Source organism: Nocardia sp. NPDC051911 (assembly GCF_040681035.1).
Classification (GTDB): domain Bacteria; phylum Actinomycetota; class Actinomycetes; order Mycobacteriales; family Mycobacteriaceae; genus Nocardia; species Nocardia sichangensis.
Genome location: NZ_JBFAXY010000005.1, coordinates 154,291 through 170,268, shown reverse-complemented (window position 1 = coordinate 170,268; position 15,978 = coordinate 154,291). Strand labels below are relative to the sequence as shown.

The 15,978-nt window shown below is 68.2% G+C and carries 14 protein-coding genes and 2 pseudogenes; 11 read left to right on the top strand and 5 right to left on the bottom strand.

Annotation, left to right across the window (positions count from 1 at the left end):
• The first annotated feature begins 5 nt into the window (after positions 1-5).
• Positions 6-1,289 carry an NADH:flavin oxidoreductase/NADH oxidase family protein gene (locus AB0L97_RS08440; protein WP_364426478.1) on the top strand — a complete coding sequence of 428 codons (1,284 nt, stop codon included), beginning with the start codon at positions 6-8 and terminating at the stop codon, positions 1,287-1,289.
• Between the two features lie 166 nt (positions 1,290-1,455).
• Here the strand turns inward: AB0L97_RS08440 and AB0L97_RS08435 are convergent, their stop codons facing one another.
• From AB0L97_RS08435 to AB0L97_RS08425, 3 genes are all read right to left on the bottom strand, one after another.
• Complete coding sequence (locus AB0L97_RS08435) at positions 1,456-2,397, bottom strand: sigma-70 family RNA polymerase sigma factor (protein ID WP_364426475.1); 942 nt, start codon at positions 2,395-2,397, stop codon at positions 1,456-1,458.
• A 10-nt stretch (positions 2,398-2,407) separates the two neighbouring features.
• Complete coding sequence (locus tag AB0L97_RS08430; RefSeq protein ID WP_364426472.1) at positions 2,408-3,598, bottom strand: FAD-dependent oxidoreductase; 1,191 nt, start codon at positions 3,596-3,598, stop codon at positions 2,408-2,410.
• Between the two features lie 221 nt (positions 3,599-3,819).
• Entirely contained in the window at positions 3,820-4,512 is a 693-nt protein-coding gene (locus AB0L97_RS08425) for a GntR family transcriptional regulator (protein ID WP_364426469.1), read from the bottom strand.
• Positions 4,513-4,575: 63 nt separating this feature from the next.
• Here AB0L97_RS08425 and AB0L97_RS08420 point away from each other — a divergent pair.
• The 6 genes and pseudogenes from AB0L97_RS08420 to AB0L97_RS08395 form a co-directional block, all read left to right on the top strand.
• A pseudogene (locus tag AB0L97_RS08420) lies at positions 4,576-5,103 on the top strand (YbhB/YbcL family Raf kinase inhibitor-like protein); the annotation flags it as partial.
• Positions 5,104-5,495: 392 nt separating this feature from the next.
• Positions 5,496-5,849: a phosphotransferase gene (locus AB0L97_RS08415; RefSeq protein WP_364426466.1), complete on the top strand. Its 354-nt coding sequence runs from the start codon at positions 5,496-5,498 to the stop codon at positions 5,847-5,849.
• Positions 5,850-6,211: 362 nt separating this feature from the next.
• Positions 6,212-7,147 (top strand): hypothetical protein, encoded by a 936-nt coding sequence (locus tag AB0L97_RS08410; protein WP_364426463.1) that lies wholly within the window; start codon positions 6,212-6,214, stop codon positions 7,145-7,147.
• A 90-nt stretch (positions 7,148-7,237) separates the two neighbouring features.
• Entirely contained in the window at positions 7,238-7,915 is a 678-nt protein-coding gene (locus AB0L97_RS08405) for a 1,4-alpha-glucan branching protein (protein ID WP_364426460.1), read from the top strand.
• Positions 7,916-8,005: 90 nt separating this feature from the next.
• Positions 8,006-8,602, top strand: coding sequence for a DUF308 domain-containing protein (locus AB0L97_RS08400; RefSeq protein WP_355074023.1), 597 nt, complete (start codon positions 8,006-8,008; stop codon positions 8,600-8,602).
• 44 nt (positions 8,603-8,646) lie between these two features.
• Positions 8,647-10,077 carry a S8 family peptidase gene (locus tag AB0L97_RS08395; protein ID WP_364426456.1) on the top strand — a complete coding sequence of 477 codons (1,431 nt, stop codon included), beginning with the start codon at positions 8,647-8,649 and terminating at the stop codon, positions 10,075-10,077.
• Positions 10,078-10,412: 335 nt separating this feature from the next.
• Here AB0L97_RS08395 and AB0L97_RS08390 read toward each other — a convergent pair whose 3' ends face one another.
• Together AB0L97_RS08390 and AB0L97_RS08385 are read right to left on the bottom strand one after the other, a co-directional pair.
• Positions 10,413-11,249 carry an alpha/beta hydrolase gene (locus AB0L97_RS08390; RefSeq protein ID WP_364426453.1) on the bottom strand — a complete coding sequence of 279 codons (837 nt, stop codon included), beginning with the start codon at positions 11,247-11,249 and terminating at the stop codon, positions 10,413-10,415.
• Entirely contained in the window at positions 11,246-11,830 is a 585-nt protein-coding gene (locus tag AB0L97_RS08385; RefSeq protein ID WP_364426450.1) for a WHG domain-containing protein, read from the bottom strand. Before AB0L97_RS08385 ends, AB0L97_RS08390 begins: the two co-directional genes overlap by 4 nt.
• Positions 11,831-12,024: 194 nt before the next feature.
• Between AB0L97_RS08385 and AB0L97_RS08380 the strand changes: the two genes are divergently transcribed.
• The 4 genes and pseudogenes from AB0L97_RS08380 to AB0L97_RS08365 all read left to right on the top strand — a co-directional run bounded on the left by AB0L97_RS08380 (position 12,025) and on the right by AB0L97_RS08365 (position 15,918).
• The gene (locus AB0L97_RS08380) at positions 12,025-12,522 is read left to right on the top strand and encodes a MarR family transcriptional regulator (protein ID WP_364426447.1); all 498 of its coding nucleotides are present in this window, start codon (positions 12,025-12,027) and stop codon (positions 12,520-12,522) included.
• Positions 12,523-12,559: 37 nt separating this feature from the next.
• Positions 12,560-14,050, top strand: a pseudogene (locus AB0L97_RS08375) (MFS transporter); the annotation flags it as partial.
• A gap of 66 nt (positions 14,051-14,116) precedes the next feature.
• The gene (locus AB0L97_RS08370) at positions 14,117-15,100 is read left to right on the top strand and encodes a carboxypeptidase-like regulatory domain-containing protein (protein ID WP_364426781.1); all 984 of its coding nucleotides are present in this window, start codon (positions 14,117-14,119) and stop codon (positions 15,098-15,100) included.
• Positions 15,097-15,918, top strand: a complete 822-nt coding sequence (locus AB0L97_RS08365; protein ID WP_364426444.1) for a YceI family protein — start codon at positions 15,097-15,099, stop codon at positions 15,916-15,918. The genes AB0L97_RS08370 and AB0L97_RS08365 overlap by 4 nt, the downstream gene beginning before the upstream one ends.
• The last annotated feature ends 60 nt before the right edge of the window (positions 15,919-15,978 follow it).

The following is a 15,978-nucleotide window of genomic DNA, read 5'->3' as shown; positions in this document are numbered from 1 at the left end:
CGGCGATGCCATCAACAGCCCCCATCCCTGCGAGGTCAGGCGGCGCGGAGCGGACTTCACCGGTCTTCGCGCCGTTCACCCTCCCGAACGGCTCCGTGGTCGCCAACCGGCTGGCCAAGGCCGCTATGGAGGAGAACATGGCCGCATCCGGTCAACTCCCCGACGAGTCCCTGTTCCGGCTCTATCGACGTTGGAGTCGAGGCGGGGTCGGACTGATCATCACCGGCAATGTCATGGTCCACGCCGAGGCGCTCACCGGGCCGGGCGGAGTCGTCCTGGACGCGGAGTCGCCGCTGGAACCGTTCCGTCGGTGGGCCGTCGCCGCGAAGAGCGGCGGCGCGCGGGTGTGGATGCAGATCAACCATCCCGGCCGGCAGGTGCGCGCGGACATGCCCGGCGTCGCCTGGGCGCCGTCGGCGATCCGTGTCGATGTCGGCAAGAACAGCAAGCGATTCGCCGACCCGGTCGAGATGACCCCGCGGCAGATCGAGGAAACCGTGCAGCGCTTCGCCGAGACGGCGCGTCGGGCCGAGGCGGCTGGGTTCGACGGTGTGGAAATCCATGCCGCCCACGGCTATCTGCTGTCGCAGTTTCTCTCGCCGCTGACCAACCGGCGCGCCGACCAGTGGGGCGGCAGCCTGGAGAATCGGGCCCGGCTGCTGCTCGATATCGTGCGTGCGGTGCGGGCCGCGGTCGCTTCCGGCTTCGCCGTCGCGGTCAAACTCAACTCCGCCGACTTCCAGCGCGGCGGCTTCGATGCTGACGACGCCGCGACCGTGCTCGCGATGCTGGCCCCGGTCGGCGTCGACCTCGTCGAGCTCTCCGGGGGCAGCTACGAGGCCCCTGCCATGACCGGCCAAGCCAGTGACCAGCGGACCCGAGCCCGCGAGGCCTACTTCCTCTCTCTCGCCGAAGAACTCGCGGCAACCAGCCCGCTGCCACTGATGCTGACCGGAGGTGTCCTCCGGCGACCGGTGGCCGAGGAGGTCCTGGCCGGCGGCATCGATCTCGTCGGCATGGGCAGCGCGCTGGCCGTCGACCCTGACCTGCCGAACCGGTGGCGCCGGGACGCTGACGCCAAGGTCGAACTCGCACCCGTCGAGATCAAGGACAAGGCTGTCGCGTCCGCCGCGAGCATGGCCCGAGTGCGACAACAGCTTCGCCGCCTCGGCGCCGGACGGCGCGCGCGTCCCGGGATCAACCCCAAGGTCGCTCTCCTCCACGAGACCGTGCTCCAGCGTCGCGCACTGCGCCGCTACCGCACCTGGCTGAACAACCGTGCCGCGTAAGGCCACCGGCCTCTTTCCCGGCAAATCGATCGCATCCCCATGCCTCCGGCAATATCCTGTTCCACGCGCCGATCCGCCCCGTGTTGATCTTGCGCATCAGCTCGAACAGATCCACCAACGCGTCAGTGGCCACTGACGAACATGAAATCGACTGTCGGACAGCCGCTTACCACGATTCGATCAGCGGGGCGGCATGCTCCTGCCGCTGCCATTCTTCGGTGAGGCGACCGAGTCGGTCCGGCGCGGCGATGGCGCGAACGCCTGCGATCTTGTCGTCACGCATCTCCAGGATCACGACACCCACGACGCGGTCGTCGAGCGTGGCGAGCATGGCCGGGCAGCCGTTGACCACGGCGGCATGGATCGAGGGCGAGCCGCCGGCGAGTCTCCGCTTGGCCGGAGACGGTTTGAAGCCGGCCCGCACCACGCCGGCGATCCGCTGCGGGGTCGAGTACCGGATCAGCTTCTCGGCCAGCCCCAGCCCGGCGCCGTCGGAGATGCCGGTCGCGTCGTCGGTCAGCAGCGCCAGCAGCCGTTCGGTCCGGCCCGAGGAGGCGGCGTCGACGAACGCCTCGACGATTCGGCGCGCCGCGGCTCGGTCGACGTCGGTGCCGTTGCCCGCGGCGGCGATTCGGCGCCGGGCTCGGTGGGTGTGTTGCTGACTGCCGGCCTCGGTGATGCCGAGAATCTCGGCGATCTCGGCGTGGCTGTAGGCGAAGGCCTCGCGTAGCACGTACACGGCCCGTTCGATCGGCGACAGACGCTCCATGAGCGTGAGCACCGCCAGGGTCACCGATTCGCGCTGCTCGACGGTGTCGGCCGGACCCAGCATCGGGTCACCGTCGAGGAGCGGTTCGGGCATCCAGGCGCCGACCGCGCGTTCGCGGCGCACCTTCGCCGAACGGAGCCGGTCGAGCGCCAGATTGGTGACGATCTTGGTCAGCCATGCCTCGGGCACATCGACGTACTCCTGGTCGGCGGCCTGCCACCGCAGGAACGCGTCCTGCACCGTGTCCTCGGCATCGGCGGCCGAGCCGAGCAGACGGTAGGCGAGGGAGGCCAGCCGATTGCGGCTGGCCTCGAAACGCGCCACGGTGGCAGTGTCCATGGGCACGACCCTATGCGGCGACCACGTGGGGCGAGTGCTCTGCGGTGGTGGCCGAGCGATAGTGGCGACTCGGCTTTCCGAAGGTCGGGTGGCTCACGCTCCAGGCGGCAGTCCGAAGGATCGCCGACTTGACGCGCGCGGCCGTCCCGCCGCACAGGGCCCACGACTTCGCACGTGCGTCACCGTCGACCAGCTGGAAGATCCCATCCTTGCGGCCGAGACTGATGTGGTTGCCGACATACGCCAGCGAGGTCGTCGAGACCTTGCGCCCGGTCCGGTCCCCGATGATCGCGGCGGTCGCCTGCATGCTGGTGAATCCCGCGGAAGCGCAGGACATCGGCAACGGCCGACCGTTGTCACCGATGACGAAGACGCTGTCACCGGCGACGTAGACGTCCGGGTGGGAGACCGACCGCATCTGACGGTCGACCGTGATCTGGCCGTTGGCCACCACCTCGAGGCCGCTGGCGGCGGCGATCGGGTGGACGGCGAAGCCTGCGGCCCACACGGTCGCGTCGGAGGCGAAAGCGGTGCCGTCGGCGGCGACCGCTGCCGCCTCCTCGACGCGCTCGATGGTGGTGTGCTGGTGGACCGTGATATCGAACCTGTCGAAGGCGCGCAGCAGGTGACGGCGAGCCTTCGTGCCCAGCCAGCCGCCCAGTTCGCCGCTGGTGGCCAGGCCGACCCGAAGGCCTGGGCGTGATTCGGCGATCTCGGTGGCGGTTTCGATCGCGGTCAGATTGCCGCCGACTACCAGCACCTTCCCGTCTCCGCCCAGCTCGTCCAGGCGTGCACGCAGGCGCAGCGCGGACGGCCGCGCGGCCACGGGGAAGGCGTGCTCGTGGACGCCCGGAACGCCGTGGTCGGCGGCAGCGCTGCCGAGCGCGTAGAGGAGGGTGTCGTATCCGAGCCACTCGACGCCCTCGGCGTCGGCGACTGTGACACTCCGGTGCTCGACGTCGATGTCGGTTACCCGCGCCAGTCGCAGCTGGATGCCGGTACCCGCGAACATCTCCGCCAGCGGCCGGTGGCGGAGATCCTGCCCGGCGGCGAGCTGATGCAGGCGCAGCCGCTCGACGAAATCGGGTTCGGCGTTGACGACGGTGATCTCGAAGTCGTCGGAATGGAGTTGGCGCGCCAGGTATCCGGCGGAGAAGGCTCCGGCGTATCCGGCCCCGAGGACGACGATGCGGTGCTTCATGGTTCGCTCCTGTCTGGTTCGCGTGCTCCCTGAACGAGACAGCTCCCCAATCCCTGACAGCATCGACCAGTGACGTGAGTCACTCCCGAAACTCGCATGACCTCACGGCTGTCGGGCGGAGAAGGCGATCCGTTCGCCGAAGGAAGCTGCTGGTGCTGTCCGCGTCCCCGGCGGCCCCACCGGGGGCGGGCTGCACCTGTCCGGCACTCCAGCCTCACCGATCACGGTTCCAGTCCGGCGGCAGTCAGGGTGAGGTGCCGGGCCAATGCGTCGGCTGCGGCGTCGGCGTCACGGGCCAGTGCCGCCTCTTCCAGACGGCGGTGTTCTTCGAGGCCGTCGCGGTCGGGGTTGCGGCGGGTCGACCAGCGGCGGGTCAGCTCGCTGGCGGTCCACAGCCGGTCGAAGGTCTCCAGTAGGACTGGGTTACCGCAGCCCTCGACCAGGGCGCGATGAAAGAGCCGGTGTGATTCGGACCATGCCTCGCTGTAGTGTTCGCCGTCTCCCGGTAGGTACACCGGAGTGCCGGCCAAGCGGTGGTGGGCGGCTCGCACGCGAGCCTCCCAGTCCAGGTCGCCGCGCTCGATGGACATACGCAAGAGGACTGGCTCGATAGTCCGGCGGGCCTCCGCGATCTCCTGCCATCGGCGGTCGGAGAAGGCGGGAACGGCGAAGCCGCGGTTGGGTAGCCGGTCGGCGAGGCCCTCGCCGACCACCCGCACCAGCGCCTCGCGGACGACGGCAAGGCTCACGTCCATCTTCTTCGCCAGATCCTGCGGCTTGAGGGCCTGACCGGGAGCGTATTCTCCGCGCATGATCGCGCCCCGTAGGTGCGCGTAGACCTGCTCGGAGAGCATCTTCTTTCCGGGTGAGTCCGGAGTGCGCAATGTCCGATGCATACTCAGATAATAGATCATCTAGAGAATAATCGATTATTTTTGTACCGTGGATGTCGGTAGATGAACGGAAAGAAGACACCGATGAGCGCCAACGACCCCTTCGCCCGCCTCCCCGAGGCGGCCTCCTTCACCGTCACCAGCACCACGGTCACCAACGGCGGCGCTTGGTCGCCCGCGCAGTTCTCCTCCGGCGTTCCCGGCGGGAAGGACGTCTCCCCGCAGCTGTCCTGGAGCGGCGCGCCGGAAGGCACGGCGAGCTACGCCGTCACCGTCTACGACCCCGACGCTCCGACCGGGTCGGGATTCTGGCACTGGGCGGTCGCCGACATCCCGGCCACCGTGACCGAGTTGCCCGAGGGTGCCGGCGACGACACGGGGGCGGGTCTGCCGACCGGCTCCTTCCAACTGCCCAACGACGCCCGCGCGGCCAGGTTCAGCGGCGTGGCCCCTCCGCCGGGGCACGGACCACACCGATATTTGGTCGTGGTGCATGCCCTCGACGTCGAATCCATCGGCGTGCCGGTCGATTCCACCCCGGCCCTGCTCGGCTTCGCCATGACCTCGCACATCCTCGGCAGGGCGGTTCTCATCGCCACTGCGGAAACGCCGCCTGCCGAAGGGAAACCGGCAGACGCCGAACGGGTCGAGGTCTCCCGGCTCATCCCCGCATCCCCCGATGCCGTCTTCGCGGTGCTGACCGACCCGAAAGGGCACGTGGACATCGACGCATCGGGAATGCTGATCGACGCCGAAGGGAAGCCGGTCGAGCGTCCCGGCGACCGATTCCTGGTCCACATGGATCGCGAGGCCCTCGGGGACGTTCCCCTGGGCAGGTACGAGGTCGAGGTCGTCATCACCAGGCTCGTTCCGGACGAGGAGATCGCCTGGACAGTCGAAACCGGTGGCCGCCGATTCGGCCACATCTACGGCTACCGGTTGGCACCGGCCGAGGGCGGCACCCTCGTCACGTCGTATTGCGACTGGTCACAGATCGATGAGAAGTGGAAGCAGCGGCTCAGCTTCCCGGTGGTTCCCCGGTCCTCCCTCAAAGCCACCCTCGGGATCCTCGAGCGCACCGTCCGCCGCCGAGCCGGCCTCTGACCACCGGGACCGCCAGACCCGGCCGGTGTGGGGCACCGTCCTCGACCGCGGCAGGGCAAACATCCGGCGCAGAACTGGAAGTCGTTGTCCGCGAAGGCATGCTCTCCGGCGTGCTCGATTTCGGCGCGCTGGGCGCTGGCGATCCGGCGACGGATCTGGCTGCTGCATGGCTGATTCTGCCGGTGGGCAAGTCCACGCGGTTCTTCGATGCCTACTCCGCTACTGCGGCCAGCCGGTGCCGAAACGTGACGTGAGCGCGTGAGCGCCTCCAATCCTTTCGGCCGCGCGGCGGATAGGGTCGCTGGTCAGCTCACGCTGGTCGTTGACCTCGTATTTACTGAGCCAGGACGGCCGCCGCACTGCCTGAAGTGCGTGATACGTCCTCGGTGGGGAAGCGAGGTTGCGCAGAATCGAACGCTACGATCTGGCCGTGTCGAAGGTGTGCAACTATCCGGGCTGTACGCGCCCGATTCCGAGCGGAGCAGGACCCGGTCGTCCCTCGGAGTACTGCGACCGGCCCGACCACACGCGCTGGCGTGCGTGGCGCGAGCGGCAACGGCAACAGCAGGAGGCCGAGACTGCGGCCACTGCCGTCACTGTGACGCAGCCGGGGCCGGTGACCGTTGCGCGATTGCGGGCCGATGAACTGCTCACCCAATTCCGGGGACTCGCCGAGCAGTTGAACACCACGCTGAACGCCGCGGTCGCGGAGTTGTCCACGCTGGCCGACCCGGCGGTCGCGGAAGCCCAGGTGCAGGCGGTTCAGGTGGACGCGGCGCGGCGGATCGCCGAGGCGGAAGGCGCGGCGGTAGTGGCCGAGCAGGCGCGGCGGGAGGCGCAGGAGGCGAGGGAACTCGCCGAATCCGCCGCCGACGACGCGGCCGGCGCCGCCGAACACGCCGAAGGGCTGGTCGCCGAGGCGAATTCGGCGCGCGACGACGCGCTGCGTGAGGTCGAACGCGTCACCAAGCAGGCGGCCGATGACGTGTTCGCCGCACGCAGCGCAGCGGAAGCCGAAGTCCGCACCGTGCGCCGCGAGTCCGCCGAGCAGATCGAACGCATCGAAAAGCAAGCCGCCGAACAAGTCGAGCGCGGCGAGCGTCGCGCGGAGACCGACATCGCACACGCCCGGCGTGAGGCGGAAGCCCTGGTCGCGGCCGCCCATTCCGAGCGCGATCTCGCCGTGCAGCGCGCGGCGGACGCCGAACGAGCGGCCGAACGAGCCGAGCGCGCCGCCGCGGAGCGCGCCGAAGCCGCCGACGAAGCGCGAGCCGAATGGCGCCGAGTACGCGCCGAACTCGACACCACCCGCGCCGAACTCGCCGAAACCCGTCGCGCCGCGGCCGCCGAACTGGCCGCCGTCCGCGCAGAGGCCGCCGCGACTGTCGACAAGGCGCGCGCGGAAGCCGCTCAGCGGCTCGAAGCGCTGGACGAAGCTCGCGTGCAGACCCTCGCGCGCGCCGAACGCGCCGAAGCCCAGCTCGACGAACTCCTCGCCGAAGCTCGCCGCAAATCACCCGCTACCGAGCCCGACCGGCGCGACGACGCCTGAGCGGGCGCAGGGCTTCCGTACTAGGCTCTCGGTGCATCTCGGTGCATCTCGGTGCATCTCGGTGCATCTCGGTGCATCTCGGTGTGCGACGTGCGCGACGTGCGCGACGCGCGCGACGTGGAGGAGGAGTCGAGCATGGCCGTCATCCATCGGACCACCATGGTTCCCACGAAGATGGAACTGCTGACCTCGTGGCTGCCCGGCCGCGCGTGGTGCCGCGGTGAAAAACCAGCGGATCTGCACAAAGCCGGTGGTTTCCGGCTCGATGACCCGGACGGGGAAGTCGGGATCGAATTCGTGGTGATCACCGATCACTCCGGCGCGCAGCCGCACACCTATCACGTGCCGCTGACCTACCGGGGCGCACCGCTGCCGGACGCCGCCGAGGCGCTTGTGGGCATTTCCGAACACGGTGTCCTCGGCACCCGGTGGGTGTACGACGCCACCCGTGACCCGGTCGCGGTGGCCCAGATCGTCTCCGCGCTCATCGGGAACGCGCGGCCTCAGGCCCAAAGCGAGAGCGACACGCCCGACCCCTCGGTCACGGTACACGTCGCGGATACGCTCTCTCTCGCAGGAGGTTTCGGTCCAGCTCGGGATGGATTGTTCTACACCGACATCCCGGTGGGCGATCGGATCCTTCGTATCCATCGCCTTCTGCAAGTGCCGGTCTCGCCTGTGGAGTCGGCGGTTGCCGGTCGGGTCGACGCGTGGTGGCGGCTCGACGACACCATTGCCACCGGCGTATTCATCAGCCTGACTGCGTAATTCGAACGGAGCGGTGTGCCCGCGCGCACGACGAGGATCGGGATGGGGCAAACGAGCCGCTAACCGCGGCTCTGGTCATATCATGTAGCTATGCCCGAAAACGGAGTCGAAGGGCGTACGGAACCACTGGCCGGGGCAGCCCGGCAGACGGTACTGGTGGCCGGTGCCTGCTCGATGATCATGGGTGTGGCCCTAGCGGTGTGGCCGCACAAATCGCTGCCGACAGCGGAACTGCTGTCCGGCGGCTACCTATTGCTCAACAGCGCCCTACAACTGGTCGTGGCGCTCGGTGCCCGCTTCGTGACCCCGCTGCGGATGCTGGTGCTGGTCAGTGGGGCGCTGTCGGCCCTACTCGCGGTGCTCTGCTTCGCGGGCGGGAATTCGGCTCCGCTGCTGTCGTTCTGGATCGGATTGGCGTGGGCGATCCGAGGGATCTGTCACGCCACCGTGGCGGTCTGGGTCGATGATCTGCCCGGGCGCGGACGGCAGGAGTTGTTCGGGCTGATCACGCTGGCACTCGGTCTACTGGTCGGTTCGGTGTCGTTCGAGTCACCGGACACGCTCGGCTGGGTAGCCGGATCGTGCATGATCGCGATCGGGACGCTGGAGGCCTTGTTCTCCGTGGGCTCCCGCCGCGACACGGTCGCGCTGCCGGGGATGGTGCCGACCTTGCGCTTGGATGGCTGATCTCGAGGTGGCGAGCAGGATGCTATCCAGGTTGACTGGGCGCCATGGCATCCCAGCAATCCGAGCTCCGGTCGCCCGCGGAACTCATCGTGGTCACCCATGGCGCCGGTACCGCGATCACGCCGATCGCTCTGAGCGACAGTCACAGCGCGCAAGCTCGTCTGACGGAACTACTTCCGGCCGGGAGCGAACTGGTGCGCATCTTCGGACCGGCGAACCGCTTGGAGCGCAGGCTCGCCGGCACCTCACGCCTGGAGACCGGAGCGGAGTATCTCAACTACTTCTACGTCCGCGGTGTCACCGGCCGACTCGACGAACTGGCCGAGCGGTTGCGGACCGCGGACGACATCGCGGCGGCATATGTGAAACCGCCCGCCGAGCCGCCGATAGCGCCGGAAGGCGCGCGAGCGATCACCGGCCGTTCCGCCGCCGAGGCCCCGCCGGTCACGCCGGATTTCGCGGTACGGCAAGGATATCTGGATGCCGCCCCGCAGGGGATCGACGCTCGGTGGGCGTGGACGGTGCCGGGGGGCCGCGGGACCGGTGTGCGAGTGGTGGATGTCGAGGGCGCGTGGCGGTTCACCCATGAGGACTTGCAGGTCAACCAGGGTGGGGTGATCGGAGGCACCCCGTCACCGGAGCAGGGTTGGCGCGACCACGGCACGGCGGTCGCCGGAGTGATCAGCGGTGACGTGAATGCCTACGGCATCACCGGGATCGTGCCCGAAGCGTACATCCGCGCGGTGTCGATCTTCGGGTCCGGATCGGCGTCCGCGATCCGCTCGGCGGCGGACGTGCTCAACCCTGGCGATGTGATGCTGCTCGAACTGCATCGGCCTGGCCCGCGTTTCGCCTACGCCAACCGGCCGGATCAGCGCGGCTATATCGCGATCGAATGGTGGCCCGACGACTTCGCGGCGATCAACTACGCGGTCGGTAAAGGCGTTGTCGTGGTGGAGGCGGGAGGCAATGGCGGCGAAGACCTCGACGCCGCGATCTACGACTCCCGCCCCGCGGAGTTCCCGAGCACGTGGCGCAATCCCTTTCGCGGCGGCGAAGCCGACTCCGGTGCGATCATCGTCGGAGCCGGCGCACCTCCACCCGGCTTCCATGGCCGCGACAACGGCACGGCCCGCTCCCGCTTGCCGTTCTCCAACTACGGAAAGCGGGTCGATGTGCAGGGCTGGGGGCTGGAAGTCACCACGACCGGGTACGGTGACCTGCAAGGCGGTCCGGACGAGGACCTCTGGTACACCGACGTGTTCAGCGGAACCTCGAGCGCGTCCCCGATCGTGGTCGGCGCGGTCACCAGCTATCAGGGCATGAGTGCGGCGGCGGCCGGACGCAAGACCCCTGCGGAAGTGCGCGCCCGGCTGCGGGAAACCGGATCACCGCAAACCGATGCCGCTGATCGGCCCGCATCCCAGCGCATCGGCAACCTGCCGGATCTGAAATCGATGATCCTGCCCCGGTAGGCCGCCGGGGTCGGGATACTCGACTCGATGCGTGCAGCCGACCGATTCCATAGGCCGCAATCCACTCATAAGATAGTTGATGGAAATGGAATCCGGCCCGAGTCGAGCGGCGACTCATCGCCTGCTGGTCTCCGCCGCCGAATCGGCAGGTCCGCGAGGAAGGTTCGAACCGCCGCGTTGACCGAACTGGCCGACGGGCGTGGCCGCCTCCGCCGTCACGCGGGTGACGTCCATCAGCACCAGCGGAAAGCCGAGCGGCGGCGAGGTGGACAGCCCGTCTTACCCGCTGCCGGTTCTCCGCGCATAGCCGCAATCGGTCGGTCGCACCGCACTGATCAGTCCACGCGCGCGGCGAGCAGCAAGTCGAGCAGCAGATCGGCGAATTCGGCAGGTGCGTCGGTGAATCCGCTGTGCCCGCCCGGGAATTCGGTGAGCGGAATGTTCAGCTGCTCGGCGAGCGCTTCCGCGGGACGGTGGGGGAGCTTGCCCTTGCTCTCTCGTCCTGCCCCGAGCACAAGGCGGTCGCTGACCGGCGCCAAGGCCGCGACGTCGGGGAGATGGGAGGTGATCGTGCGCAACTCGTGCGCCATGTTGCGCGGCGCGTTGGCGTGCAGGCGTTCGATCATCGCCGCGGCGCGCGGGGAGAGTTCGGCGGGCTCGGGCATCCGCACACCTCCGCCGATGCCTTCGAGGAAGCGGGCGCCCGCGGCGGCGAGACCGTCGGTGACGAACAGTTCGTACACCTCGTCGACGAACGCTTTGTGCTCGGCGGCATCGGGCAGCACCCCGAAGGAGGGCGGCTCGTGCGCGATAACCAGACGCAACCGCTCGGGATGCCGGGCGAGCAGGTCGAGCGCGACCACCGCCCCACCGCTGCCGCCGAACACGTAAGCGTCCTCGTCCTCGGGGGTGAGGTGCTCGAGGAGCAAGTGGGCGTCCTCGCTCTGCACCTCGACCTCGATGTCGGCCGGTGGGCCGGGGTCGAGCACACTGCGCGAGTAGCCGCGCGGGTCGATGGTGACCACGGTGAAGTGTTGTGCGAGTGGCTCGAGGATGGGATCGAACACCGCCGCGTCGCCTCCGCTGCCCGGCAGCAACAGCAGCACCGGCCCGGCGCCGCTGACCTCGTAGTACAGAGTGGCTCCCGGGACTCGCAGGGTGCCGGATCTCATGATTTCTCCTTGTCGGTCGGCCACTGCTCCAGGGCGACGTGCAGGGCGTCGATGATGCGTTCCCAGGACTCGGCGGTCGAGCGCGTGTGCCCGAAGCCGCCGGTCGCCTCCAGAACGCTGTATCCGTGGAAGGTGCTGCGCAGCAAGCGGACCGCGTCGGTCCGGTCGGGTTCGGCCAGACCGTAGGCGCGCAGCATGCCGTAGGTCAGCTCGATGGCGTGCAGCGCGCCGGTCGCGGTGGGCGTCATTTCGGGATCGAACGGAAGCTGGGTCGCGGCGTAGCGGCCGGGGTGACGCAGGGCGTAGTCCCGCCAGGCGTGGGCGTAGGCGGCGAGCGCATCACGTCCGGCGCGACCGGCCACGGCGGACGCGATCAGTTCGGTCTTCTCCGTAGCCGCCAGAACGGACACCCGCGCGCGGAGGTCTCGCAGATTCTTCACGTGCGAGTACAGGCTGGCGTCCTGGACGCCGAACTTCTTGGCCACCGCCGACATGGTGACGTTCTCCAAGCCGATTTCGTCGGCGAGATCGGCCGCGGCCCGCGTGATCCGATCCGCGGTCAGTCCCGCTCGGGCCATCATGTGCACACCTCCTCGCTCTTGGATTCCTAGTTTCTATCCTAGAACCCTTAAGTTTTGCAATCGGCGTCGCGGGCTCGGCCCTTCTCGTTCGCGGCGGGCCACCTGGGTCACCTGTGAGTGGTTAATTGCTTAGCGCAAGTAAGCACGCTATAGTTGCGTAGCACAAGCAACTAATTCTCGCGCTGGGAGTGGGCATGGCGGTATCACCCGATGCGGCTCGGAGCCTGATAACTGAGCTCTATTTCATGGGCCGTGCGATGCGCGCTGTTCTGTCGCACCCGGAAGAAGGGCACCTGCTTCCGGGTGGCGTCGGCGTGCTGGGGTCCCTCGAGGCCAGGGGGCGATGCCGGCAAGTGGATCTGGCCGTGGACTTGTGCATCAGCCCATCGACACTGAGCAGGCATGTCGCCGAGTTGGTGAGTTCCGGCGACATCGCCCGCCATGCCGATCCCAGCGATGGCCGGGCCACCCTCATCGAAATCACGGACCAAGGACGCGATCTGCTGCGACGCATCCGAGTGTCGCGGGCGCGGGGATTGCAGGCCGCTCTCGCCGATTGGAGTGAGGACGAGGCCGAGCAGGCCGTCGTGGTTGTTCAGAAGCTCAGGAATTCACTGGCCGCAGTCGCGCACCACACCGCGGTGGGCGGGAGCGAGCCGGTTTCGACAGAGAGTCAGGAAGTAGATGTCTAGTTCAGTCGAGTCGGTGACGCGACGCGACCCCTCCGCGATGACCCACCGCGAGGTCCTGGAAGCGATGACCGGGCTGCTGGCGGCGTTGTTCACGGCGCTGCTCAGCACGACGATCGTCTCGACCGCGCTGCCGACGATCATCGGCGAGCTGGAGGGATCGCAGACCGCCTACGCCTGGGTCATCACCACGGCGCTGCTGGCGAACGCCGCCTCCACCCCGATCTGGGGGAAATTCGCCGACCTCTTCAACAAGAAACTGCTGGTCCAATCGGCCATCGTGGTCTTCGTCATCGGCTCGATCATCGCCGGACTCGCCCACACCGTGCCGATACTGCTGGCCGCGCGCGTCGTCCAAGGCATCGGCATGGGCGGGCTGACCGCGCTCGTCGTCGCGATCATCGGCTCCATCGTCGCCCCCCGCGAACGCGGACGCTACTCCGGCTACATGGGCGCGGTGATGGCGGTCTCGATGTCCGGCGGCCCCATCCTCGGCGGCGTCATCGTCGACAGCCCACTCGGCTGGCGCTGGTGCTTCTTCGTATGCGTGCCACTGGCCGTGATCGCACTGGCGCTGCTGCAGCGCACCCTGCGGCTGCCCACCGAACGCAAGGACGGCGTGTCGATCGACTGGCTCGGCGCCGCGCTGCTGACCGCCGGTGTCTCGGTGCTGCTGATCTGGGTGTCCTTCGCCGGGAAGGCGAACTACTACGCGTGGATCTCCTCCGAGTCGGCGCTCTACGTCGGCGCCGGTGTGCTGCTGCTGGCGACCGTGTGGGTCGAGTCCCGCGCCAAGTCGCCGATCATCCCGCTGCCGATCGTCACCGAACCCACCACAGCCCTGGCGATCATCGCCTCCATCGCCGTCGGCGTCGGCATGTTCGGCGCGACCACCTTCCTGGGCCAATACTTCCAAACCGCACGCGGCTACTCCCCGACCATCGCCGGTGTTCTGACCATCCCGCTGGTCGCGGGCATGCTGATCGCCTCGGTCGGCTCCGGCCAGCTCATCACCCGACGCGGCAAATGGAAAAGCTTCGTCGTCGCCGGCGCCGCGCTGCTGGTAACCGGATTCGCACTGCTGTCCACCATCGACCACGCCACCAACCTGTGGCAGGTCGGCGCCTACATCACCATCGTCGGCCTCGGCGTCGGCATGATGATGCAGAACCTGGTCCTGGCCGTACAGAACACCGTAAGCGTGCACAACATCGGCGCCGCCTCCAGCAGCGTCGCCTTCTTCCGCACCTTCGGCGGCGCCATCGGCGTCTCGGTGCTCGGCTCGGTGCTGGCCAGCCGGGTCAGCGAACTGTCCGCGGAGGGATTCGCCAGGCTCGGCGTGCGGACCGGCACCACGGGCGGCGGCAATCTGAATCTCAATGCCTTGCCCGCGCCTATCGCGACCATCGTGCGCGCCTCCTACGGTGACGCGACCGGGCGGATCTTCCTCATCGCCGCCGCCGCGACGGTCGTCGCGCTCATCGCGGCGGCGTTGCTGCCGAACCGTCCGCTGCGCCGCACGATCGACATCGATCCCGCACTCGACCCGACCACGAAAAACTCTGCGGTGCAGGACGATCCGACTGCCACGGACGACATGGCCGCACTGGATGCCGAACTGGACGCATTCGCGGAGTCGAGCTGGGAGGAAAACCAACTCCGGGAAGGCGCCGAGCGGGTGTTGCCCGAGCCGGTCCCAGCCGCGTCGATCGGGCGGCATGCGGTGGTAGAGCAGAACGGTCGTGTGTACCGGATGGCCGCGCCGTCACAGAACGGTCAATCGACTGGCGGCTTGTCGGGGTCGGACTTCGATGGTGGGGCGTTGGGTGGTCGTGTCCATCGTGAAGACGGTCGTCCGGTGCCGGGTGCGGTGTTGACGTTGGTTGATCACGGTGGCCGTCAGGTCGCGCGGGCGAACAGCGCTGCTGATGGTGGTTATGCGATCACCGCGCCGGAGACGGGTGACTATGTGTTGATCGTGTCGGCGATGGGGCACCAGCCGACCGCGGTGAACGTGCCGGTCGGCCAGCGGCCCCATCGCCTGGATCTGACCTTGGTGGGCTCCGGCGAGTTGTCGGGTGTCGTTCGTACCGCCGGCCCCGGTGTGCCGCTGCCGGGTGCGACCGTCACGTTGACCGATCCGCGTGGCGAGGTGGTCGGGTCGGCTGTCACAGGCGGCGACGGCACCTACGTATGTCGCGGTGTGGTCTCAGGTGTCTATACCCTGGTCGCGGTCGCTGGACATATGCGTCCCAGTGCCACCACATTGACGGTGCCGGACAGCGGTGTCTTGCGTCATGACATCGAGTTGGCCACGATGGCGGTGCTTGCCGGCTCCGCGTGGGCCGAGGGCAGCCGAGCGGTGCCGGATGTCCTGGTCAGTGTGCTCGACGCCGCGGGGCAGGTGACCGCCACGGCACGCACCGACGAGAACGGCCGGTATGTCGTGACCGATCTGCCCGAAGGGCAGTACACCGTCGTTGCGCGCGGTTATCCGCCGGTGACCGGGCAGGTCACCGTGTCCGGTGGCGAGGTCGCCCACGATGTGCGGCTCGGTTACGAGATCGAGGATCGTCGATGAGCGGATTGACCGGTCGTGTTCGCACCGCACAAGGGTGGCCGGTGCCGAACGCGGTGTTGACAGTGACGGATATGACGGGGCGCCAGATCGCCCGTGCGGTCGTCGACGAGACCGGGGCGGTGGGCACTGAGCTGTTGCCCGCGGGTGTTCATACCGCGGTGCTCACCGCTGTCGGGTTCGAGCCCGTAGCCCGGACCGTGCGGATCTCTCCAGCAGGGACGGGTGTGCTCGGGGAGATGGTGTTGGCGCCGATCGCCGGGACGGTGGCGGCACCGCCACCGGGGCCGTGGACGATCGATCCGGTGCATTCGACGGTGATCGCAACGGTGCGTCATCTGGGTATAGCGAGTATCAAGGCCCGATTCGCCGAGGTGAGCGGGCGGCTCGATATCGGTGAGCCGTTCGAGCGGTCCACCGGACACGCGGAGATCAAAGCGGCGAGTATCGATACCGGTATCTCCGCGCGTGACAATCACCTCCGTTCGCCGGAGTTCTTGGATGTCGACACCTATCCGCTGATCGCATTCACCGGCAGCGGGTTGCGTCGTACCGGTGGTGACACCTGGGTGATGCCGGGTGAGCTCACCCTGCACGGGCAGCGCCGTCCGGTCGATCTCGAGGTCGCCTACGGTGGCTTCGGAGCGGATCCATGGGGCGGCGTGCGTGCTGCTTTCCACGCCGAAACAGTGTTGCATCGCAACGATTTCGCGATCGATTACAACGCGGTCGTGCGCGCGGGAGTGGCCGCCGTCGGCACCACCGTCAAAATCGACCTCGACATCGAAGTCGTACAAGGCGAGCAGCTACCCGCGATCTAGCCGGCTGCGGAGAAATCATCTGCGCTGGGTCGATGAATTTCGTTCGTGCACATCGTCTGC